The organism is Streptomyces sp. NPDC033174 (genome assembly GCF_055577795.1).
The window spans coordinates 243,568-266,871 of the sequence record NZ_JBVIPQ010000003.1 but is presented as its reverse complement, the minus strand read 5'-3'; the positions used below and the strand labels follow the sequence as shown (position 1 = coordinate 266,871).

At 73.1% G+C, this 23,304-nt stretch carries 14 protein-coding genes and 1 pseudogene; 9 read left to right on the top strand and 6 right to left on the bottom strand.

The window, feature by feature from the left end; all coding sequences use genetic code 11:
* Positions 1-315: 315 nt before the first annotated feature.
* Positions 316-2,556 (top strand): ATP-binding SpoIIE family protein phosphatase, encoded by a 2,241-nt coding sequence (locus ACZ5VC_RS11350; RefSeq protein ID WP_469119825.1) that lies wholly within the window; start codon positions 316-318, stop codon positions 2,554-2,556.
* A 31-nt stretch (positions 2,557-2,587) separates the two neighbouring features.
* On the opposite strand, the gene ACZ5VC_RS11345 is transcribed toward ACZ5VC_RS11350, so the two are convergent.
* Positions 2,588-2,941, bottom strand: a complete 354-nt coding sequence (locus ACZ5VC_RS11345; protein WP_469119824.1) for an MmcQ/YjbR family DNA-binding protein — start codon at positions 2,939-2,941, stop codon at positions 2,588-2,590.
* A gap of 103 nt (positions 2,942-3,044) precedes the next feature.
* On the opposite strand from ACZ5VC_RS11345, the gene ACZ5VC_RS11340 reads away from it, so the two are divergent.
* The 3 genes from ACZ5VC_RS11340 to ACZ5VC_RS11330 all read left to right on the top strand — a co-directional run bounded on the left by ACZ5VC_RS11340 (position 3,045) and on the right by ACZ5VC_RS11330 (position 7,457).
* Positions 3,045-5,147 carry a DUF4139 domain-containing protein gene (locus ACZ5VC_RS11340; RefSeq protein WP_469119823.1) on the top strand — a complete coding sequence of 701 codons (2,103 nt, stop codon included), beginning with the start codon at positions 3,045-3,047 and terminating at the stop codon, positions 5,145-5,147.
* A gap of 6 nt (positions 5,148-5,153) precedes the next feature.
* Positions 5,154-6,716, top strand: a complete 1,563-nt coding sequence (locus ACZ5VC_RS11335) for a DUF4139 domain-containing protein (protein ID WP_469119822.1) — start codon at positions 5,154-5,156, stop codon at positions 6,714-6,716.
* 255 nt (positions 6,717-6,971) lie between these two features.
* Entirely contained in the window at positions 6,972-7,457 is a 486-nt protein-coding gene (locus ACZ5VC_RS11330; protein WP_469119821.1) for a VOC family protein, read from the top strand.
* A gap of 169 nt (positions 7,458-7,626) precedes the next feature.
* Here the strand turns inward: ACZ5VC_RS11330 and ACZ5VC_RS11325 are convergent, their stop codons facing one another.
* Complete coding sequence (locus tag ACZ5VC_RS11325; protein WP_469119820.1) at positions 7,627-9,039, bottom strand: amidase; 1,413 nt, start codon at positions 9,037-9,039, stop codon at positions 7,627-7,629.
* A 270-nt stretch (positions 9,040-9,309) separates the two neighbouring features.
* Here ACZ5VC_RS11325 and ACZ5VC_RS11320 point away from each other — a divergent pair, with 270 nt between their 5' ends.
* The 3 genes and pseudogenes from ACZ5VC_RS11320 to ACZ5VC_RS11310 form a co-directional block, all read left to right on the top strand.
* A complete protein-coding gene (locus ACZ5VC_RS11320; protein ID WP_469119819.1) occupies positions 9,310-9,816 on the top strand; it encodes a hypothetical protein in 507 nt (168 codons plus the stop codon).
* Complete coding sequence (locus ACZ5VC_RS11315; protein WP_469119818.1) at positions 9,813-14,933, top strand: tetratricopeptide repeat protein; 5,121 nt, start codon at positions 9,813-9,815, stop codon at positions 14,931-14,933. Before ACZ5VC_RS11320 ends, ACZ5VC_RS11315 begins: the two co-directional genes overlap by 4 nt.
* A gap of 194 nt (positions 14,934-15,127) precedes the next feature.
* Positions 15,128-15,289, top strand: a pseudogene (locus ACZ5VC_RS11310) (GTP cyclohydrolase I); the annotation flags it as partial.
* A gap of 127 nt (positions 15,290-15,416) precedes the next feature.
* Here the strand turns inward: ACZ5VC_RS11310 and ACZ5VC_RS11305 are convergent.
* Entirely contained in the window at positions 15,417-16,952 is a 1,536-nt protein-coding gene (locus tag ACZ5VC_RS11305; protein ID WP_469119817.1) for a hypothetical protein, read from the bottom strand.
* A gap of 166 nt (positions 16,953-17,118) precedes the next feature.
* On the opposite strand from ACZ5VC_RS11305, the gene ACZ5VC_RS11300 reads away from it, so the two are divergent.
* Both ACZ5VC_RS11300 and ACZ5VC_RS11295 read left to right on the top strand, forming a co-directional pair.
* Positions 17,119-18,348 carry a PucR family transcriptional regulator gene (locus ACZ5VC_RS11300; RefSeq protein WP_469119816.1) on the top strand — a complete coding sequence of 410 codons (1,230 nt, stop codon included), beginning with the start codon at positions 17,119-17,121 and terminating at the stop codon, positions 18,346-18,348.
* Positions 18,349-18,502: 154 nt separating this feature from the next.
* A complete protein-coding gene (locus ACZ5VC_RS11295) occupies positions 18,503-19,891 on the top strand; it encodes an MFS transporter (protein WP_469119815.1) in 1,389 nt (462 codons plus the stop codon).
* A 56-nt stretch (positions 19,892-19,947) separates the two neighbouring features.
* On the opposite strand, the gene ACZ5VC_RS11290 is transcribed toward ACZ5VC_RS11295, so the two are convergent.
* From ACZ5VC_RS11290 to ACZ5VC_RS11280, 3 genes are all read right to left on the bottom strand, one after another.
* The gene (locus ACZ5VC_RS11290; protein ID WP_469119814.1) at positions 19,948-21,840 is read right to left on the bottom strand and encodes a helix-turn-helix domain-containing protein; all 1,893 of its coding nucleotides are present in this window, start codon (positions 21,838-21,840) and stop codon (positions 19,948-19,950) included.
* 61 nt (positions 21,841-21,901) lie between these two features.
* Positions 21,902-22,711, bottom strand: coding sequence for a 3-hydroxybutyrate dehydrogenase (locus ACZ5VC_RS11285; RefSeq protein ID WP_469119813.1), 810 nt, complete (start codon positions 22,709-22,711; stop codon positions 21,902-21,904).
* A gap of 55 nt (positions 22,712-22,766) precedes the next feature.
* On the bottom strand, positions 22,767-23,249 hold the full coding sequence (locus ACZ5VC_RS11280) for an NUDIX hydrolase (protein ID WP_469119812.1): 483 nt from the start codon (positions 23,247-23,249) through the stop codon (positions 22,767-22,769).
* Positions 23,250-23,304 lie beyond the last annotated feature (55 nt).

The window sequence follows — 23,304 nt, the reverse complement described above, 5'->3', positions numbered from 1 at the left end:
CTCAGGGACGGCGCCGACCAGCGCCTGGCCTGCCGCGGTCCGCCCGTGCCGTTCTTCGCGGCCTGCTCGGCGACCGCGGGGCCGCCGCCCGCCGCCCGCTGATCCCCGCCCGCCGCCCCCTGATCGTGCGTGGGTGAGGTCGCGCGGATGTGACGCCGGGACGGCCCCTCGGGTCCGCGTGGGGGCATCCTCGGGGCGTCCGCCTGCGCGCCTTGGACGGCGCCTCGGTTCCGCGCGGGAGGGGGCGTCCTCGGGGCGTCCGCCTGCGCGCCTTCCGGCGATGCGCTCACGCCGGCGCGGCGTAACGTCGTCCTTGTGGACTTCACTGCGGAGAGTCTCGTGTCCCGTGCCGCGCGTGAGGTCAGCCTGCGAGCTGATCAGCTGATCCATGACGTGCAGCAGTCCCTGCGGCGTGGAGTCCCCACCGTGGGGGAGGACCCGGACATCGCCCGCATGACCGCGGAGAACATCGCCGAGCATGTGCTCGCCGCCTTGGCCGGACTCGAACACGGCATCGAGCCGAGCCGGGTCGAAACGCCGGCCGCCGCCCTGGAGCGCGCCCGTCGGCTCGCCCGGCACGGGACGCCCATCAGCCAGATGCTGCGGGCCTTCCGAATCGCGCAGAGTGTCATCGTCGACCGGGTGCTCCAAGAGATGCCCCGGCTGACCAGCGATGCCGAACTGATCAGCGCGGCCGCGCGCGAGCTGACCGCGACGGCGGCCGGGTACGTCGACCGCATGTCGGAGCCCGGTTTGGTGGCCTACCAGAAGGAGCGGGACCGGCGGCTGCAGCGGCGGCTGTCGATGGTGAACGAGGCGGGCATGCGCATCGGCACCACGCTCGACATCGCCCGCACCACCCAGGAGCTGGCGGAGCTCGCCACCGCGCACTTCGCCGACCTCGTCACCGTCGACCTGCTCGACTCGGCGCTCCGCGGAGAGGGCACCCCAGGGGACGGCACCCCCGCGGACGGCGCTTCGCTGGACATCTCCTCGGTGGACGGCACCCCGATGGACGGCTCCTCGGTGGACGGTCCCCTCACCCTGCGGCGGGCCGCCCGGCGGTCAGCGGTGGAGGACGACTCGGAACCGGCGATCCGGCCGCAACAGCTCCACACCTTTCCCGACGGTTCCCCACCGGCTCTGGCCCTGCTCACCGGTCAGCCTTCCCGGCACCACTTCGACGGCGGTTCGGCAGCGCCCGCCGAGGCCGTCCGCACCGCCGACACCGACCGGATCCACTCGACGCTGGTGGTGCCGCTGCGCGCCCGTGGCCGCACCCTGGGCGTCGCGCAGTTCATCCGCCACCGCACCGCCGAGCTCTTCGACGACGAAGACCTGCTCCTCGCCCAGGAGATCGCCGCCAGGGCGGCGGTCGCCGTCGACAACGCCCGCCGTTACACGCACGCACGCGCCGCCGCCCTCACCCTGCAACGCAGTCTGCTCCCCCAGCACACAGCGGAACAGTCGGCCGTGGAGGTCGCCTGCCGTTACCTGCCCGCGGGCGGCGAGGCCGGTGTGGGCGGCGACTGGTACGACGTCATCCCGCTGTCCGGCGCCCGGGTCGCCCTCGTCGTCGGAGACGTCGTCGGCCACGGCATCCACGCCGCCGCCACCATGGGCCGGCTGCGGACCGCCGTACGCACCCTCGCCGACATCGACCTGCCCCCCGACGAACTCCTCACCTACCTCGACGACGTCGTCGTACGCCTCTCCGCCGAAGCCTCCGCCGCCCCCGACCCGGACGCCCCGGGTGACATCGGCGCCACTTGTCTGTACGCCGTCTACGACCCCGTATCCCGCCGGTGCACCCTCGCCCGAGCCGGGCACGTGCCGCCCGCCGTGTCCACCCGGAGCGGAACGGTGGACCTCCTCGACCTGCCCCCCGGCCCACCGCTGGGCCTGGGCGGCCTGCCCTTCGAAGCGGCGGAGGTCGACCTGCCCGAAGGCAGCCTCCTCGCCCTCTACACCGACGGCCTGATCGCGGCCCGTACACACGACGTCGACGCCGCACTCGCCCTGTTGCGAGAAGCCCTGGCCCGGCCGGCCGGCTCCCTGGAAGCCACCTGCGACACCATGCTCGCCGCGCTGCTGCCGGCCCGGCCGGACGACGATGTCGCCCTCCTCCTGGCCCGCACCCGCGCCCTCGGCGCCGACCAGGTCGCCACCTGGGACCTGGAAGCCGACCCCGCCGCAGTCTCCCGGGCCCGGGCGAGCGTCTCGGCGCAGCTGGGCACCTGGGGGCTGCGCGAGCTCGACTTCACCGCCGAGCTGGTGGTCAGCGAACTGGTCACCAATGCCATCCGCTATGGCCGACCCCCCATCCGCCTGCGCCTCATCCGTGACCGCACCCTCATGTGCGAGGTCTCCGACACCAGCAGCACCACCCCCCACCTGCGCCGGGCCCGCGTCTACGACGAGGGCGGCCGCGGCCTGCTCCTGGTCGCCCAGCTCGCCGAGCGCTGGGGAACGCGCCACGCACGGCAAGGCAAGACAGTCTGGGCCGAGTTGAACGAATCCGCCCAGTTCCCGGCGTGGGACGCCACGGAGCCGTAGAGGCGTCGGCCGCCACGCGGCGCAGGCCCCTCTATGCCGGGGGCACGAGTTCGGGGTGGGCCTGCAGCAGCCCGGGCGGAGCCGCCTGGCGCCAGGAGTCGACGACGATCGCTCGGAGCTCGTCCGCGTCGTCGAGGGCGGCCAGACGCACCCGCACCCAGGCGAAGGAGGCCTCGTGGTCCGCGACCCAGAACTTCCCGGGCTCCGCGAGGACCAGTTCGTCGCGCTCCTCCTTCGGGCAGCGAACGGCCATCGACGTCTCCTCGTCGGGCAGGGTCAGGAACATCTTCCCGCGGACCCGGAAGGTGGGCATGGACCAGGCCTCCTTCTCGGTCGTCTCCGGCAGGGCGAGGGCGAGTTCACGGACTTCGTCGGAAGTGCACACCCCGCGACCGTACGACAGGCCACTGACATCGGTGATCGGCGTATGTGAGCGGTCCGCTCACGCGTAGGCTTCGCTCAGCACGGACACGGCGGGGGCGGAGCACATGACGGCTGGGACAGCACAGAGGTGGGAGTCGACCCTCGACTCGGTCGTGGTGTACGCGCAGGGCGCGATCTGCCGCCGACTGGCCCGGGGCAGCGTGCCGCCGGACGGCCGGGTACGGGTGACGGGGCTGCCCCGCTCGCTGGACCCGGGCTCGCTGCGGGCCCGTGTCCTGGGCGCCCCCGGGGTGCGCGTCACCGAGGCCCGGGTGCAGGTCGAGGCCGCACCGCAAGGCACCGGCGCGCCCGACGAGTCGCGGCGCCAGGTCGAGCGGCTGCGCGACGAGTACGCGGCGGCGGTGGGACGCCGCGACCGCCAGCTGAGCCTGATCGAGGAGGTCAGCGCTCTGCACCCGATCCCGCCGGCCCGCGGGCGCGAGGACCCGCACCGCCGCACCCCGGTCGAGGCGTGGCTGGAGCTCGCCGACTTCGTCGACGAGCGGCTGACGGGACTGCACACCCGCCTCGTCGAACTGGAGGAGGAGCTGCGCCGCGTCGAGCACGAGTTCACCGTCGCGCAGGACAGGCTCGCCCGCGCCTCCACCGACGCACCGTCAGCGCACGTGCAGACCGCGGTGTCCGCGCTCCTGACCCTCGACGGCCCCGGCGGCGCGGAGGTCGAGCTGGAGCTGGAGTACGGGGTGCCGGGCGCCGTCTGGGTGCCGGCCTACCGTCTCACCCACCGTCAGGGCGACGACAACGGCCGTCTGGTGCTGCGCGCCTCGGTCGCCCAGCGCACCGGCGAGGACTGGACCGGCGTGCGCATCGCCCTGGCCACCGCCGACCTGCGGCGCCGCACCGACCTGCCGAGGCTCCGCTCGATCCGGATCGGACGCCGTCAGCCCGCCCCCGCGCCTTCCGGCTGGCGCGAGCCCCCGGCGGGGCTCACCGACCTGTTCACCGGGTACGACGCCGCGGGCCCTCGCCCTCTCACAGGCGCCGCGCCCGTGGCTGTCGGGGCCGGCTCCGCGCCCGTGGCCGCCCCCTCCGGCCCCGTTCCGCTCCCGCCGCCGCCCCTGCCGCCGCAAACGCAGGTCTACGGCGGGCCGCCTGCTCCGCTCCCCGTGCCCGGCGGCGCGGACGGTGCCTACCCGGCCTTCGGCGGCGGGACGACCGAACTCCGGCAGCCGGCCCCGTCGCGACCCGGCAGCGGCAGGCCGCGTGCCGGCGGCAGGTCCTTCGCGGCCCCCGCCGCCATGGCACCCGCGGCTCCCGGCCGGGCTGCGACGCCCCCTCAACCTCCGCCGCCCCCGGCACCGGTGGCCGGTCCACCGCGGCCGAGCGGCGCCGAGCTCGACTACGCCGCCCTCGTCCTGTGCGGCCCCGACGAACAGGGCGGTCGCAGAGGCCGGCTCTTTCCCGACTCTCCCTTCGACCCGGTGGCGGAGGAGTACCGCCGCCGCGCCGAAGCGGTGGCCGCGCTGCCGCTGCCCGGACACGCTGTGCGCCCCCGCGAGTCGGCGGGTTCCTTCGACCACCGCTTCGACGCCACCGCCCGCGCCGACATCCCGTCGGACGGCACCTGGCACACCGTCACCGTCGGCGAGATCCCGGTCGGGCTGCGCACCGAGTACCTGTGCGTGCCGTCCGTGGAGCAGACCGTGTACGCGACCCTGGTGCTCTCCAACGCCACCGACCAGGCGCTGTTGGCCGGCGCGGTGGAGGTCACCGTCGACGACGACTTCCTGCTGACCGCCGCACTGCCCACGCTCGCACCCGGCGGTGCCCGCCGGGTGGGACTGGGACCCGCCGAGGGCATACGGGTCACCCGCCGTACGAACCTGCAGGAGTCGACCTCGGGCCTGCGCAACAACACCACCGTGCTGGACCACCGCGTCCACGTGGAGCTGGCCAACCGCCTCGCGAAGCCCGTCACCGTCGAAGTCCGCGAGCGGGTACCGGTCAGCTCCGAACCGGACGTCCGGATCGAGGAACGGGCCGACTGGACGGCGCCCGAGGACGGCGCGGATCCCGAGCACCACGCCCCGGGCACCCGCGTCTGGCGGGTGGACCTGGCCGCCGGCGGCACCGCCGCCCTCGACGGCGGCTACGAGATCCGCATCCCGGCCGGCAAGGCCCTGGCCGACGGCAACCGCAGGAGCTGACACGCCATGTCCACGGCCCCCCATCCGATCGCTCTCCCCGTCACCGCCGTCACCTGCCTGGAGGATCGCGCCCACATCGAGCGCGCCATCGTGCTCGACCTGGAGGCCGGGGTCCAGCGGCTGCACCTCGGGCCGGTCAGTGCGCTGGCCGTCGATCGCACGCTCCATGCCGAGCTGACCGCGGATCACCCGGCGACCGTGCTCGACGTGCGGATCGTCCGCAGCTGGACGCCGCGCGGGCCGCTTCCGTCCACCGACGACGACTCCGCCCTGCGCCACCGCGAGCACGCCCTGGAGGCGGAGCGGCTCGCCCTGGGGCGGCAGCGCGATCGGCTGCATGCCCGCCTCGGCCTGCTCGGCCGCCTCGCCGCCGATCTCCTGCGGGAGATCGGCGAAGGCGCCGGCTCCGGGGAGACCGAGGGCGAGCGCTGGGCCCGTGAACTGGACCGCGTGGACGCCGAGCGCGACGCGCACGGTGAGCGGCTCCGCGCCGTGGAGGCCCGGCTGGCCGACGTCACGGCCGAACTCGGGGAGACCCAGCGGGCCATGGACCTCTCCGAGGAGGAGCCCGCCGAGCTGGTCGGCCACATCGAACTGACCGTGGAGTCCGCGATCGCCGGGCCGGCCGGACTGCGCCTGAGCCACCTCACTCCGTGCGCGCTGTGGCGGCCCGCCTACCGGGCCGAGCTCGACGGGGACTCCGTGACGCTGGAGACCGACGCGATGGTCTGGCAGCGCACCGGCGAGGACTGGTCGGACGTACGGCTGACGCTGTCGACGGCCCGGTCGGCGCTGGCCGGCGATCCACCGCGGTTGGGCGAGGACCGGCTGACGCTCAAGGACCGCTCCGCCGCGGAGCGCCGCACGGTCGACGTCGAGCTGCGCGAGGAGGAGATCGGGGACCTCGGCCCGGCCCCCGTGCTCGGCCTGCCGGGAGTGGACGACCGCGGCGAGGCGCGCGTACTGCACTCCCCCGGGCCGGTCTCCGTGCCCGGGGACGGCCGCGCCCACCGGGTGCCGCTCTCCGCCTTCACCACAGCCGCGAGCAGCGAGTACGCCTGCTCGCCCGAACTGTCCCCGCTGGTCACGCAGGTGGCGCGGTTCGACAACCTGTCCGGCCACGCGCTGCTCGCCGGGCCCGTGGACCTGATGCGCGGCAGCGGATTCAGCGGCCGCGGCACGCTGGACTTCACCGCCCCCGGCGCGCCCGTCGAGCTCGCCTTCGGCAGCTGCGACGACTACCGGGTGGTCCGGCATGCCGAGGAGTCCCGCGAGACCACCGGAATCACCCAGCGGACCGTGGTCACTCGCACGGTCCGGCTGCACCTGTCCCGGTTCTCCGCCCCCGGCGAGCACGGCGAACGGATGGTCGCCCTCCGGGAGCGGATCCCGGTCTCCGAGGTCTCGGCGGTGGAGGTCCGCCTGCGCAAGGAAGCCTGCTCCCCGGCGCCCGACATGCTCGACGCCGAAGGCATTGCCCGCTGGGACCTCGCCCTCCCACCCGGCAGCCGCCGCACGGTCACCCTGGTCTACGAACTGTCGGCAAGCGCCAAAGTCGCCGGGCTGTGAGCTCCCCGGGCCGCCTAGGGCGACTCGGTCCTGCCCGGTGGCGCTGAGGGCAGGCACCCAGACCGTCACCCGCCGCAGCCCGGCGATGCGCCCCCAGCGGCGCGTCGCGGGGGATGGGCCGGCACTCGGGCTGCGCCTTTGGGAGCATCCCCTGGTCGCCACCGCGCGGCGTCCGCACGTGCCCCGGGGTTCGGGATATCAGTGGTCGAAGGCGGCGGTCAGCGGTGACCGTCACTGTCGGAAAGGCGGCAGCCCATGACCGTCCAGCCCATCCCCCAGGGATACCCGCGTGTCACGCCGTACCTCTGCGTCGACGGAGCCGCGGCCGCGCTCGACTTCTACGTCTCCGTGCTCGGCGCGGAAGAGCGTATGAGGATGCCGGCGCCCGGAGGCAAGATCGGCCACGCCGAGCTGGCGCTCGGGAACTCGGTCATCATGCTCGCGGACGAGTTCCCGGACATGGGATTCCGTTCCCCCCGGGCAGTCGGCGGCACGCCGATCACCCTGCACGTGTACGTGGAGGACGTGGACGCGGTCTTCGCCAAGGCCCTCGCCCAGGGCGCCAAGGAACTTTCGCCGGTCAAGGACGAGTTCTACGGCGACCGAACCGGTCAGCTCGAGGACCCGTTCGGTCACCGCTGGAACATCGCCTCGCACATTGAGGACGTCCCCGCGGAGGAGATGGAGAAGCGGGCCCAGGAGGCCATGCGGTCCATGAACCCCGAGACGAACGGCGCTTGATCCGCCCGCGCACCGTCCGGCCGCGCTCCCGTGTGGCCGGAACGGCGACCGGGGAAGGGCCCCGGGCCACACGGCGCATCCGCGCGTCACCGGGTGGCGCGGCCAGGACCTCCTCGCCCGAAGCGCCTGGCCGTCGCGACCGGGGAAGCCACGGAGGACACCCTCGGTGTCACACGTCCTGGATGCGCCGGAAAGGCCGCTCTGCCTCCAGCGCGAACGCGACCTCCAGCAGCGTCCGTTCACTGCCTGGGCGCCCTGAGAACATGACGCCGATGGGCAACCCGTCCTCCGTCGCACTCGCCGCGGGTACCGAGATCGACGGATTCCCCACGACGTTGTTGACCGGCGTGAATGCGACGTAGGCGAGGATCCGTTCGATCAGCGTCGGGTAGGGCACGGCCGGGCTGAGGTGACCGATCGGCGGCGTGGTGTGGGCGAGGACGGGGGAAAGGACGAGGTCGAGCCCGCGGAACGCGGCCGCGTACGCCTGACTCGTACGCTTCAGCCTCCGCAGCACGCCCGGAGTGCGCCGCCAGTTCTTCAGGTACGCCTCGCGCAGCCCCTGGCTGAGGCCGTCCATGCGGTGCCGGTCGAAGTCCGCGCCCAGTGTCCGGCCCGAGACGCCGAGGAGGAACGACAGCATGCCCCAGTAGGTGAGGAAGTCGTCGGTGAAGCGGGGGTCGAGGGCCAACTCCACCGGCTCCACGGCATGGCCGAGGCGTTCGAGCGTCGCCACGGTCTCCGTGAGGGCCGTTCGGGTGGCGGCGTCGGAGTGGACACCGTTGGGCGAGTCGAGCAGGAACCCGATGCGCAACCGCCGCCCCGAGGGGCCCTCGACCAGGCCCAGGGGCGGCAGCTTCGGGTTGCGCCAGTACGTTTCCGCGGCGGCGAGGAACGCGGCCGTGTCCCGCACGGAGCGGCTCACGATGCCGTCGGAGACGATGTCAATGGGCAGTTGACGGCTCTGTACGTTCGCCACCACCCGGCCACGGGTCGGCTTGAGGCCGACGAGTCCGCAGCAGGCGGCCGGGATCCGGATCGAGCCACCGCCGTCGTTGGCGTGGGCGATCGGCACCGCCCCGGCAGCGACGAGCGCCGCGCTGCCGCCGGACGAACCGCCCGCCGAGTAGCCCGTGTTCCACGGGTTGCGAACAGGCTCGGCGCCCTCGTACTCCGTCGTCGGGCTGAACCCGAACTCGGGCAGCCGCGTCTTGCCCAGCACGGTGACGCCGCTGCTCAGGAACTGCCGGGCGAAAGGCGCGTGCCGCCGCACGGCCCTCGGTGTGAAGGCCGCGCTGCCGTGACCGGTGGGCAGTCCCAGGTAGTCGGTGTTGTCCTTGACGAAGGTCGGCACCCCCGCGAAGGCACCGCCCGCTCCGGTGTGGGCCGGAACGTCGATGTGCACCTGGACCGCGTTGATCTTCGCCTCGACCGCCCGCACCCGCTCAGCCGCGTCCCGGGCCACCTCGGCGGCGCCAACCTCACCCCGCCGGATCGCCTCGGCGAGACCGACGGCGTCATGCTCTCCCAGGGCGTCGTCCCGGAAGGCGTGCACCGTGGTCCGTTCCTCGAAAGTCGTCACCGCTACCTCAGCCCCGGCCGTGTGATGGTTGTCCGTCATCATTCCCTACCAACAAGTAACACGCGAGGGGCCCGGGGATGCTCGCCGCCACGGCACCGTCGCCTTCTCGAGACCCGCCAGTCATGAAGTCGCCGTGCAAAGGCGCAGTCGTCGCGGATTGCTTCCGCACCACCCAACTTGAGCCAGACCCGGTGAACGAAACCATGAGGGGCGGCCCAGTGGCACACTTGTGCTCTCGGAGTGGTTGAGTGCCTGGAGGGGGAGATCGTCTTGGATCCTGCTGTCGCGGCTGTCGCCGCCACCGCCGCGACCACGCTCGTCACCGCGATGACGACGGACGCGTGGGGGCACACCAAGCGGGGCTTCATCCGCCTGATCGGGCTTGGCCGGGCCGACGAGGGCGCGGGGGCCGAGGCAGAGTTGGAACAGGCACGCCAGACCGTTCTCGCCGCCTATGAGCGGGGGGACGAGTCGGCCCTGGGCGCGGCGCACGACGACTGGGCGGCCCGGCTCGGGGCGGCCCTGGAGGCGAACGCCGACCGCTCGGACGAATACGAGCGGCTGCTGCGCGAACTGATCGCCGGGCAGCCCGGCGCCGACGGCGAGATCCGAGCCCTCGGGGCGGCGCTGCGCAGGACGGGAACCGGCGGCGTCTACAGCCAGGTGATCCACAACGGTGGCGCGGGCGCGCAGGGCCCGGGGGCCGGCGTGACGGTCAACAACCACCATTACGCGCCCGGTGGTTCGCCGGCCCAGGCACCGATCGCTGAGTCTTGACCGAGCCGCGCTACGAACAGCACCTCGCCGCCGGCGCGGTGGCGGCACAGGGCCCGAACGCGACAGCGACCGTCAACCACTACTACGGGACGCGGCTGCCCACGATCGAGGCGTTACCCGCCCCGGCCGCCCCGGACACCGCATGGCTGATGGCCCAGCCCAGCCGCCTCCTCGACGCGCGTAGCCACGTCGTCCCCTTCATCGGACGGACGACCGAGCTGGAGCGGCTGCGGCAGTGGCGGGACGCGCCGGACGCGCGGCTTTCGGTGCTGCTGCTCCACGCTCCCGGCGGGCAGGGCAAGACACGGCTCGCCACCGAGTTCGCCGAACGGTCCAGGAGCCAGGACCTGCCGGCGGCCGACCGCTGGCAGGTCCTGCAGGCGGGTTTCCGGGGCGGAGCTTCGCCCCCGGGCCACGTGGCTGCCCCGCCCGCGGAGGGGGCCGGTGTGCTGCTCCTCGTCGACTACGCCGACCGCTGGGCGCACAGCGAGTTGGAACGCCTGCTGTCCGAACCCGTCCTGCACCAGCAGCGGCCCACGCGTGTTCTCCTTATCGGCCGCACCGTCCGCTGGTTCGCGGCCCTTCGCGGTGAGCTGGCCGACCGCCGCGCCGCCGTCGGCGACCTGCTCCTTCCTTCCCTGGACGCGGACCGGCTGCGGATGTTCACCGCCGCTCGGGACCGCTACGGCGCAAGCGACCTGTACGACCTGCCGGACACGGCAGACATCGAACCGCCCGCTTCCCTGGGCCGCCGTGACTTCGGCCTGACGCTGAACCTGCACATGGCCGCCCTGGTCTCCGTCGACGCCCATGCGCGCGGTGAGCGGCTGTCCCTCGCGGAGCCGCACGAGCTGTCGGCGTATCTCCTCGACCGCGAATACCGGGCGTGGCAACGGCTGTTCGACGCCGCTGCGCACGGACAGGACTACCGAACCCGGCCCGCGGTCATGGCCAGGACGGTCTTCACCGCCACCCTCACCGGCGCGGTGAGCCACGACACCGGGGCGCAGGCGTTGCGCGCCCTCGATCTGCCGGGTCACCCGCAGGAACTCCTCCTCGACCACCGGTTCTGCTACCCGCCCTCCGACCGCGAACTGGTCCTGGAGCCGCTCTACCCCGACCGGCTCGCCGAGGACTTCCTCGGCCTGCTGACCCCCGGGCACGACATCAGCGCGTACGACCCGGACCCGTGGGCGAGCGGTGTCCCGGCCGCCCTGTTGGACGGGGCACTGCGGACCACCGTGGCCCCGCGGGCCGTGACGTTCCTGGCGTCCGCCGCCGACCGCTGGGCCCATGTCGGCGAGCGGGTGCTCTACCCCTTGCTGCGCGCCGAACCCGGCCTCGCGATCGCCGCCGGCAGCCCCGCTCTGACCGCGCTCGCAGCTCTCGCCGACGCGGGCGGCGCGGCCGAGGAGGGCGTCGCCCCTTCGCTGCTCGCGGCCTTGGAGGCTGTCGAATCGCAGCTGCCCTCGGGCCGCCACGTGGACCTGGACGGCGGAATCCTCGCCGTCGTGGAGACGCTGATCGCGCACCGTCTGGCCAAGACCACGGATCTCGGCCAACGAGCGTGGCTGTACGGGACGTTGGCCTGGCGCCGGGCCAACGCCGGCCGCCGGGAGCAGGCGGTCGCCCCCGCAGAGGAGGCCGTGCGCCTGCACCGTGAGCTCGCCAAGAGCGACCCCGGCCACCTTCCTCATCTGGCGAACTCCCTCAGCGCACTCGGCGACCGGCTGTCTGCCGCCGGCCGCTGGGAGGAGGCGCTCTTCCTCGCCGAGGAATCCGTGGCGATCAGCCGCCGCCTGGCCGACTCCGACCGCGCCGCCCACCAGGACCGCCTCGCGGACTCGCTGGCGGGGCTCGGCAACCGGCTTTCTCGACACGGCCGGCCCGAGGAGGCCCTGGCCGTCACCCAGGAGGCGGCCGAGCTCTACCGGCGCCTGGCGGACGCCGACCCCGTGTACCGGCCCGACCTGGCCGGGCTGCTCAACAACCTGGGTCTGCGCCTGATAGACGCGGGCCGCACCGAGGAGGGCCTGGCCGCCGGTGAGGAGGCGGTCGAGCTGTACCGGCGCCTGTCCGACGCCGACCCCGACGGCGAACGGCATCACTTCGCCATGTCGCTCGCCAACCTCGGGGTCGCGCTGCGCGCTGCGGGCCGCTCCGAGGAGGGCCTCGAGATCGCGGAGGTGGCCACCGACCTGTACCGCCAGCTGGCGGACGCCAATCCGGCCGCCCACCAGCCCGACCTGACGACCGCGCTGATCAACCTCGGGGCCTTCCTCGCGGACCTGGGCCGCGCGGAGGAGGCCCTCGCCGCGGCCGAGGAGGCCGTGGCCATTCAGCGGCAGCTGGCTGACACCGACTTCGCCGCCCACTGCCTCGATCTGGCCAAGGTCCTGAACAACCTCGGCACCCGGCTCCTTGCCCTGGGGCATGAGGAGCGGGCCCTGGCAGTCACGCGGGAAGCCGACGACCTGTACCGGCAGCTGGCGCTCGCCCACCCCACGGTCGACCTCCCCGAGCACGCAGACGTACGCAATCGGCTGGCACGGGCACCTAGCAGGATTCGGGAGGAGGCTCTGGCCTCCACGCGTGAAGCGATCGAGCTGTACCGGCAGCTGGACGAGACGTCCTCCGGTACCGAACTCACCGATCTGGCAGTGTCGTTGGGCAAGGTCGGCCAGACCCTGGCCCGCCTCGGGCGTTTCGAGGAGGCCGTGACCGCCGTGGAGCGTTCCGCGGCCGTCCACGTCGAGACCGGGGACCGCCGCCGCGCGGCCGAACTGCTCCTCGAATCGGGGCACGCCCTGATCGGCATGCGGCGCTCCAAGGACGCGGTCGCCCTCTTCGACCGGGCCGCCGACCATTTCCGCCGGACCGGTGACCGCAGCCTGGAAGGCGCCGCGCTGACCAACCTCGGCACCGCCCTGGCCGACGAGGGCCGCTCCGACGAGGCCATCGCCGCCTGCGAGCGGGCGGCGGCCACCTTCCGGGGCACCGGTGAGCGGCATCTCGAAGCGGCGGTGCTCACCAACCTGAGCAACGCGCTGACGGTCGCCCGGCGGTTCGCCGAAGCCGCCGAGGTCAGTCGGCGCTCCGCCGCTCTCTCCGACGAGATCGGCAACGGCCGCCGCGAGGGCCCACCACTCCACAACCTCGGCAACGCGCTCCTCAGCCAGGGGCGATACGAGGAGTCCATCGCCCCCACGCGGCAGGCCGCGGCCATCTACCGCGAGAGCGGAAACCGCCGCCGCGAAGCGGACTCCCTCAGCAACCTGGCCGACGCCCTGTACGAGACGGACCGGCTCGACGAGGCAATCACCGCCTACCAGCGTTCGGCCGAGCTTTTCCTCGAGACCGGCGACCGCGGCAAGGAAGGCCGGGTGCTCAGCCGCCTCGGCACCACGCTGGTGCGCACGCGGCGCTACGACGAGGCCGTCACCGCCACGCAGCAGGCCGCCGCGGTCTTCCGTGAGCTCGGCGACCGCACCGGTGAGGCCATGGCGCTGATCAACCTCGGCAACGCCTGTACGGAGACGAGCCGTTACGCAGAGGCCGCCACCGCCTGCGGGAAGGCCGCCGCACTCCTGCGGGAGACCGGGGACCACGAGCGCGAGGCCGATGCGCTGGCCAACCGCAGTGAGGCCCTGGCCAGAACGGGGCGGTTCGAGGAGGCCGTCACCGCCTGCGAACAGGCCGCCGCCGGTTACCGCAAGGCGGGCAACCGCGAACGCGAGCGCATACTGCTGCACAGCCTCGGCACCCATCTCTTCCAGGCGCACCGGTCCGGCGAAGCGATCACCGCGTATCAGCAGGAGCTCCGGGTCTGCCGGGAGATCGGCGACCGCGGCGGCGAGCGGACGGCGTTGCACAGTCTCTCCCTGGTTCTCGTGTACGAGGGCCGGTACGCCGAGGCCGTGCCCGTCTGCGAGCAGGCCGCTTCCGGATACCGGGAGGCCGGCGACCGGGGCCACGAGGGCGAGATGCTCGACCGGCTCGGGTCCGTGCTGATGGAGCTGGGGCGCGTCGAGGAGTCCGTCGCGGCCCGTGAGCGGGCCGTCACCGCGTTCCATGCCGCGGGTGACGCACGGGGCGAAGGAGCGGCGTCCAGCGAACTCGGTGAATCCCTGGTCCGGTTGGGGCGGTACGCGGAAGCCATCGCCGCCGGCCGGCACGCCGCCCAGATCCACCGGCGGTCCGGCGACCGCCCCCGGGAGGCCCACGCCCTCACCGTCATCGGCCGCGGCCTGACGGGTCAGGGAGAGCCGAGGAAGGCCATTACCCTCTGCGAACAGGCCGCCAAGATCTTCCAGCACTCCGGCGACGGCCGCGGCGAGGCCGATGCGCTGCGCCATCTCAGTAGTGCCCTCTCGTCGGCGGGCCGGGAGGCGGAGTCCATCACCGTCATGCAGCAGGCCGCCGTCCGTTCCCGGGAGTCGGGCGACCAACGCGGCGAGGGCCTGGCCCTCTATCGCCTGGGCGAGGCGTTCATGGACGAGGGCCGGTACGAGAAGGCCATCGCCACGTACCGGCGAACTGCCGCCCTCTTCGAGGAACTCGACCTCCCCGACCTGGAGGGATCCGCGCTCCTCAACCTGTGCCGCGCCCTGCGGGCATTGGACCGGAACGAAGAAGCCGTCACCGTCTACCGGCGGGCTGCCGCCATCTACCCCCGGACAGGCGACCGCGAGCGGGAGTGCCAGGTCCACTTCCACCTCGCCCAGATGCTGGAGAAGATGGGCCGGTCCACGGACGCCGTCCCCGCCTACCGGCGTGCTGCGGAGCTGTTCGGCGCCAGACAGGACCGCACCAACGAAGGCCAGGCGCTCTTCCGGCTCGGCATCGTCACCGTGCAACTCCGGCAGTACGAGGTCTCCGTTCCCGCGTTCGAGCGATATCTGGAGATCTGCCGGGAGACCTCGAACCGTGAAGGAGAAGGAATGGCCCTGCTCCTCCTCGGCGGCCTCCTGGTGGACGTGGGGCGGTATGAGGAAGCCGTCGCCGTCAACCAGGAGGCAGCCGATCACTTCCGCGACTCCGGCAAGCCCGACTCCATGAACCTGGCCCTGAGCCACCGCCGGAAGGCACTTCGCGCGCTGGGGCGCGGTGACGGGTGACATGGCCCGCGCGTCTGCCGGGGCCCGAGGAGGGCCGGACGCGCGGTCCGTGACGGGCCTCTCACGCCAAGTCCTTCGTGTGCAGCAACAGTGGCGATCACCGTCGAGAGGGCGGGTGCAGGCAAAGCTGCGCAAGGTCGCTCTCCTGCCGATCACCACGGCGCTCCTGTTCCGGCCCGGCGTGGTGGGCGCGCCCCGGACAGCGGATTCTGGGCCTGTCCGAGCTCGCCCGCGTCCTGGAACACTTCGCCTGCCGGCCACAGGCGAGGAACCAGCTGGAGCCCAAAGGCGTCGGCGTCGTCATCGAAGCCGCGCCCACATGCGTGGGCCCGCGCGGTGTGCGGGCCACCGGCACAGACCGCCACCTCCTACGAAGCGGCGGTCACGCGTGCGTCGTTTTGCTTTGGACAAGATCCGTTCGAAGCTGGACCCGAGGCCGATGGGCGCCGAACCGAACGCCGGCGCCCCGCGATCAGGGCCGCGTCACGCCTTCGGCGTGCCCTGGCCGAAGAGGCGGCGCTCTCCGTGCAGGGTGAAGGGAGTGGTGCGCAGGTCCACGATGCTGATGCCGAAAATCCGCAGCCGGAGCGTCAGTTCGGTCCTGAGGTCGTACCCGGCCCTCAGCTCCCAGGCGGGCTTTCCGTCCGAGGCCGCGCTCGCGCGTCCTCGCAGCTCGACGGAGAGGTCGCCGCCCACTCCGGCCGCGTCGTACAGGGAGACCTTGGCCTTGGCCCCGATGACGGCCTTGGCGGTGGCCGCCCCTTCGACGCGCGGCCGGTCGCCCTCGGTGCGCTGCTCGGCGTGGTGGACGGACTGCCAGCCCTTGGCTCGGTCGTAGCGGGCGCCGATGTCGAACGAACCGGACGTGCGCTGGTCGGCGTCGAGGACGATGCGCCCGTCGGCCGTGAAGCGGTAGACGAAGACGACTTCGGTGTTGACCACGACGGGCACGGGACCCACCCAGAAGGTGTGCCGTCCGGTGACCGCCGCCAGCGGCCGGGTGATCTCGCCGGTGTCCACGGCGCGGCTCACCTTGCCGTGGACCTGCCAGTCGTACGCGTACGAGCCGCCGAGCCCGACGGCCGCCCGCTCGGGGGAAACCGACAGACCGCGCCGCTTCTCGTACTGGAAGAACACCTCGGGGGTGAACCGCACCTCGCCCGCCAGCCGCGCGGGTGAGCGGTCGGTGGCTTCGATCCCGGCGGGCAGCGGCACGTCGAGGGCCAGGCGGAGCGTGGTGAGCGGTGTCGCCGCCTCTCGCGGCAGGCCGGGTCCGGCGGTCGTCGCCGGTGCGGAGACGGGGGCGGACACCTCCGAGGGCGCGGTGAGGGCCGGTGACGGCGACGCGGAGGGCGGGGGTGAGGCCGTGCCGGTCCCTGTGCCCGTACCCGTACCCGTCGGTTCGCGGGAGGCCGGCGGCGCATCCTTCGACGGAGCGGGATCGGCGGGCGAGGGAGACTCCGGGGCGCTCGCAGCGGCAGACGCGCGGTCCGTGGTCGCAGTCACACCCTCCGACAGGGGTTTGACGCGCAGTTCCCGCGCGGGGACGGCCGCGCGCTGCTCCACGCTGCGCTCGCCGAGGAGTTCGGGAAGGGTCGCGGGCGCCGTCGTCACAGAGACCTCGTCCCCGCTGCTCTCCACCACCTTGGCGACCTTGAACAGCGCACCGGCGGGCGCCGAACGTGTCGGCGCCGAAGCGACGACGTCACCGGCGCGTACGGCCCCGCTCTCCGACGTCTTCAGCACCGCCCGCCGCTGCCCTTGGTCGTAGGCGGCGACGCGGACGGACGCGGAGTGAACACGCTGGTCGGGCCGGGCGGTCGGCTGCGCGACCACGGCGCCGGCGCCGTCGCTCTCCACCTCCTCGTAAGCGGGTGCGGAGGCACTGCTCAGGGGCGCGGTGGCGCGGTCCGAGGGGGCGTCGCCGGACGGGGAAAGCAGCGCTTGCGCGCCGAATCCGGCCGGCACGAGTATGCCGACGGCGGCGGGCAGCGCTACGCGTCGCCAGGAAAAGGCCATGGAAGTCCTTCGTGTGCGTCATGAGGGGGGTGGGACCGGCAGCGCGGTCCTCCAAGTCCCGTCGTTTACCGGCCACGTGACCGATGTCGGTGCTCCGGAACCCGGGACTGCTGGACCTAGCATGGCGAGCGTTCGAACAACGCACCATGGAGGAAGGCAGCGACCAATGGGGGGCACCGAGGAGGTTTCCACAAGGGTGACGGCGGCGGTCGCCGCCCTGCGCGACGATCTGCGCGCCATCGTTGGCGAGGTGACCGACCGGCTGAGTGAGGAACTGCCGTCCTACGCGCGCGTGCCGCCGGATCTGCTGACACTGCGCGTGACGCGCGCGGTGGACCGCGGCCTGGGCGTCGTGGCGCGGTTGTGTGCGGGCGGTGGTGCGGACGCCCTGCCGGTGGCCGCTCGTGGCATCGACGGCGGCCCGGCGGCGCCGGTGACCGCCGTCGGGGCGATCGGTGACACCGTGCCGGTCGACGACGTCATCCACGCCTATCGGATCGGCGTCGACGTGGTGTGGTCGCGGTTCGGCGCGGAGATGACCGCGCGGCAGGCGCCCCCTGAGGAGCTGCTGGCGATCGGTGAGCAGGTGTGGTCGTGGGCCGGGGCGATGACGGTACGGATCGTGCGCCGCAGAGCGCTCCAGGACGAGCGGGCCGAGACGCGCCCCGAATCGGCCGAGGGCCGGCTCGGGGCCTATGTACGCCTTCTGTTGACGACTCCGGCGGATCCGGCCGCGGTGCGGGCCTTGGCCGGGGGGCCGGGCGCGGCGCTCCTGCCGTTCAGGGCACGGGCGGTGTCCGGGGCGACGGCGCTGACCGCCGTGGTCCGCTCACTGCGGCCGTGGCTGGCCGTGGACCCGACCGGTGAGCCCATGGTGACGACCGTCGACGGCGACGCGGCGGGCTTGCTGACCGTGCGCCCTTCCGCGCTGTGCCGGAACCTGGTGGTGGGCCTGGGTGCGGCGGTCGCCGCGCAGGACCTGGCTGAGGAGTTCGCGGCGGCGAGCCGAGCGGTGCTGACGGCGGTGGCCTTCGGCATGGCCGGGGTGTTCACCTGCGACGAGCTGGGGCTGCGGGCCGCCGTGGCGCATACGCCGGTGCTGGGTGAGCGTCTGGTACGCCAGCGACTGGAGCCCCTGCACGAACGCGGTGACGACGGGGCCCAGTTGGAGGAAGCGGTGGCGGCGTACTTGGAGCACGGGCTGCGGCTGGAGGCGGCGGCGCGCACCCTGTTCGTCCACCCGAACACCCTACGCAACCGGTTGCGCCGGTTCGAGGAAGTCTCCGGCACCAATCTGCGCGATCCGGCAGACCTGGCAGAGGTGTGGTGGGCGCTGGCACACCAGCGGGTGCACGGCCGTCCGGGCGCGGTGGCGCCGCCGGTACCTGGTCGATGAGCCGACCGGCGCAGGCTCCGCCGCGCCTACATGGTGGACACGCGCACTCCCACACCAAGAACTATGGCGTCCCACCACATACGCCTCTGACCTGCGCCTTCCTACCGTGTGGCGACACGCAAACGTCCCCGTCGAACGTCAGGAAGTGGTGCCGATGTCGTCGCCCGCGACCGCTCCCCCCGCCCCGTCCAGTCTCAAGCGCATCGTCGCCGCGAGTCTCATCGGTACCACCATCGAGTGGTACGACTTCTTCCTCTACGGGTCGGCCGCCGCGCTGGTCTTCAACACGCTGTTCTTCCCCGGCTCCGATCCGCTCGTCGGCACGCTGCTGTCGTTTCTGACCTACGCCGTCGGGTTCGCCGCGCGTCCGCTCGGAGCGCTGGTCTTCGGGCACTACGGAGACCGGCTCGGGCGCAAGAAGCTGCTGGTCCTCAGTCTGCTGCTGATGGGCGGGGCCACGTTCGCCATCGGGCTGCTTCCCACCCATGCCACCGTCGGGACCGCCGCCCCCGTGCTGCTGACCGCGCTGCGGCTGGTCCAGGGCTTCGCGCTCGGCGGCGAGTGGGGCGGGGCCGTCCTGCTGGTGTCGGAGCACGGGGACGCGGGGCGTCGCGGGTTCTGGGCGTCATGGCCGCAGACGGGTGCGCCGGCCGGGCAGTTGCTGGCCACCGGGGTCCTCTCGGCACTCACCGCGCTGCTGTCGGACGCGGCGTTCACGTCGTGGGGGTGGCGGGTTCCGTTCCTGCTCTCCGGGGTGCTCGTGATCGTCGGACTGTGGATTCGTCTCTCTGTCGATGAATCGCCCGTGTTCAAGGCGGCGTTGGCCCAGGCAGAGGCACGCAGGGCGGTGGCCGGGCAGGCCGAGAAGATGCCGCTCGTGGCCGTGTTGCGGCACCACTGGCGCGATGTCCTCGTGGCCATGGGCGCGCGGATGGCCGAGAACATCAGCTACTACGTGATCACCGCGTTCATCCTCGTCTACGCCACGACGTCGACCGGCCTGAGCAAGCAGACCGCTCTGAACGCCGTACTGATCGCGTCCGCGGTGCACTTCGCGGTGATCCCCGCCTGGGGCGCCCTCTCGGACCGCGTCGGCCGCCGACCGGTCTATCTGATCGGGGCCGTCGGCGTCGGCGCCTGGATGTTCCCCTTCTTCGCGCTCATCGACTCCAAGAGCTTCGGGAGTCTGCTGCTCGCGGTGACCGTGGGGCTCGTCCTGCACGGGGCGATGTACGCGCCGCAGGCGGCCTTCTTCTCGGAGATGTTCGCGACCCGGATGCGCTACTCGGGGGCGTCGATCGGCGCGCAGTTCTCCTCGGTCGCGGCCGGGGCTCCGGCGCCGCTCATCGCGACCGCGCTCCTCGCCGACTACGGCTCGTCGACACCCATCGCGCTGTACGTCATCGCGGCCGCGGTGCTCACGGTGGTCGCCATCGCCTGTGCCAAGGAGACCCGCAACCAGGACCTGGAGGCCGTCGACGCCGAGCCGTCGCCCGCCTCGCGTGAGCCGGCGGCGGGGACGGCGGACGCCCGTACCGTCTGAGGCACGCACACGCCGAGGGGGCGGGCCACGGCCCGCCCCCTCGGCCTACCGGTCCGTCAGCGCGCCACCGCCGTCGACATCGCGTGCAGTCGCAGCGCCAGCTGGATCTCCAGTGCCCGCGCCGGCTCCTGCCAGTCCGGGCCGAGCAGCCGGCCGATGCGTTCGACGCGCTGGGCGACCGTGTTCACATGGACGTGCAGCGCGTCCTTCGTACGGGCCGGGCTCATGCCGCTCGCGAAGTACGCGTCCATCGTGCGCACCAGGTCCGTGCCGCGCCGCTCGTCGTAGGCGACGACCACGCCGATCGTCCTCCCGACGAACCCCTCGATGTCCCGGGTGTCGGCCAGCAACAGCCCGAGGAAGCCCAGGTCCTGCGCGGCCGCGCCCTCACCGGAGCGGTTGAGCAGCCGCAGCGCGTCGAGGCAGCGGCGGGCTTCGCCGTAGGCCGTGGCTATGGCGCCGGGCCGGGCGGCGGGCGCCTCGACGGGCGCGGACGCGCCGACGGTGACGGGTTCGCGCAGGGTACCGCCCAGGTGCTTGGCGGTCTGGCGGGCGAGGTCGGCGGCCGAGTCTCCGGAACCGAGCGGCAGCAGGAGGACGGTGCCGCCGTCCCGCGCCGAGGCCAGGCCGTGCCGGGTGGCCGCCAGGTGCGAGGCCGCTGACCACAGGCGCTGCCGGTCCGCGCTCTCGCGCCCGTCGGCGGCGCTCTCCGTGCCGGAGGCGGGCCGGTCGATCCGCGCGGCGAGCACCACGTGCGGCGCGTCCACGTCGGTCCGCAGCCGGGCCGCGCGTTCCCGCAGCAGCCGTGGGTCGCGGTCCGGGGCGTCGAGAAGGTCGTCGAGGAGCTCTCCCCGTACGCGCTGCTCGGCCTCGCCGGCGGATCGGCGGGCGAGCAGGAGCAGCGAGGTCACCAGGGCGGCGCGCTCCAGGGTGCGCTGGTCGACGGGGTCGAGGTCCGGGTGGCCGCGCAGGACGAGCGCGCCGAAGACCTCACCGCCCGCCGAGACGGCCGCGACCCAGTCGTCGCCCCGCCGCACGGCATGGCCGTCCGCGTGCGGCCGCGGGTGCGGCGGCTCGGCTTCGGTGAACTCGACCGTGCCGTCCAGCACTTCGGACAGGGCGCTCGCCACGTCGTGGACGCCGCCGCCGCGCAGGACGAGTTCGCTGAGACGGTCGTGTACCTCGGAGGCCCGCTCGATGACTCCGCTGTGGTCGCGGATGATCTCGTTCGCGCGCTCCAGTTCGGCGAGCGCCGAGCGGGTCTCGGCCAGGAGATTGGCGGTGTCGATGGCGACGGCGGCGTGGGCGGCGAACGAGGCGAGCAGCGCGACCTGTTCGCGGGCGAAGACCCTGGCGCGGCGGTCGGCGGCGAAGAGCACGCCGATGACCTGGCTGCCGAGCATCAGGGGCACGCCGAGGATCGCGACGAGGCCCTCGTCGCGGACTCCCGAGTCGATGGCGTGGGTGTGCTGGAAGCGGGCGTCGTCGAAGTAGCTGTCGGTGACATAGGGGCGGGCGGTCTGGGCGACGAGCCCTCCGAGCCCCTCGCCCATGCCGAGCCGCAGCTGCTGGAAGCGCGCCGAGACGGATCCTTCGGTGACCCGCATATAGGTGTCGCCGGCGGCGGGGTCGTTGAGGCTGAGGTAGGCGACCTCGGTGCCGAGCAGCGACCGGGCCCGCTGGACGATCGCCCTCAGGACGGCGTCCAGGTCGCGCAGGCCCGCGAGGTCATGGGCGGTGGCGAACAGGGCGGACAGCTCCGCCTCGCGACGGCGGCGGCCTTCGAGATCGGCGCGCACGCGCAGCGCGAGCTGCTTGGCGCGCTCCAGCTCGGCGAGCTCGTCCGGGCCCGCGCCGCTCGCCCTGGCGAGCAGCACGGGCCTGTCGTATGCCTCCGCCGGCGCTCGGCGGGCGAGGAGTTCCAGGTAGGAGGCCTGTTCGTGGGACATGGTCACAGGGATACCTGCCGTACGGGTGTGCGCACCAGCCCTGTGGACAACTCGCGGACCGTCAGTGCGCGGTCCAGCCGCCGTCGAGGGCCAGTGACGTGCCGGTGATGAACGATGCCTGCGGGGTGCAGAGGTAGAGGACGGCCTCGGCCACCTCCCCCGGTTCGACGAGCCGCTTGACGGCCGAGTCCTTGAGCAGGACATCGGTCAGGACGCGCTCGCGGGGGATGGAGTGCGCCACCGCCTGGTCCTCGATCTGGCGCTCGACCAGTGGGGTGCGCACATAGCCGGGGTTGACGCAGTTGGACGTGACCCCGTGCGGGGCACCTTCGAGGGCTGCGGTCTTGGAGAGCCCCTCCAGACCATGTTTGGCCGCCACATAGGCGGACTTGTACGCGGAGGCGCGCAGCCCGTGTACGGAGGAGAGGTTGACGATACGCCCCCAGCCCTGCCCGTACATGTGCGGCAGCGCGCCCCTGATCAGCCGGAACGGGGCCTCCAGCATCACGGTCAGGACCGTGTGGAAGACCTCCGGCGGGAACTCCTCGATGGGCCGGACCATCTGGAGGCCGGCGTTGTTGACGAGGATGTCCGTGCCCGCGGCGGCCGCCTCGGCTGCGTCGAGATCGGTGAGGTCGAGCGGCTGCGCCTCGATGGTGCCCGGGAGCCCGGCGGCCTGCTCGACCAGCGTCTCCAGGCCTTCGGCCGCCCGGTCGACTGCGCGCACCTTGGCACCGGCGGCGGCGAGCCGCAGCGCACAGGCGCGGCCGATGCCTCCGGCGGCGCCGGTGACGAGCGCGACGCGCCCGCCGAGGTCGACGGTGACGGAGTGGGGCTCGGAGGCAGGACCAGAAGGGGTGAGGGCGGTCATGCTCCGCACCCTATGGAGCACTTTGGCGGCAACCGATGTGCTCCGAACCCATACTTCAGCCCAGGGGGGTGGTGTCGAACCATGTGGGTTCATCGGTGAGCGCCTGCTTGATCCGGAAGCGGGAGAACTCCAGGAGCTCCGGCAGCGCATCGACCGGGAACCAGCCCACCTCGGTCGACTCGTCGTCGTTCACCCGCGCCACCCCGCCGACGGCCCGGCACCGGAAGCTGATGTCCATGAACTGGCACTGGTCGCCGTTGGGATAGGTGATGGGTGCGCTCAGGGTCTGGACCAGGACGACCCGCTCGATCTCGCAGCACACGGCGGTCTCCTCGTACACCTCGCGCAGGGCCGCCGCGGCGGGCTGCTCCCCCGGCTCCACGATCCCGCCGATGATCGACCAGTCGCCGGTGTCGCTGCGTCGCCCGAGCAGGACCTGGCCCTCGTCGTCGAAGACGACGGCGCTGACGCCCGGTAGAAACAGCAGCTGGTGGCCGGCGGTGGCCCGGATGGCGCGGATGAAGTCAGGAGTAGCCATCCCCCGACGATAGTCGCCGGGCGACGGGCGCTTCCGGGTCGGGCGCCGTGCGCGA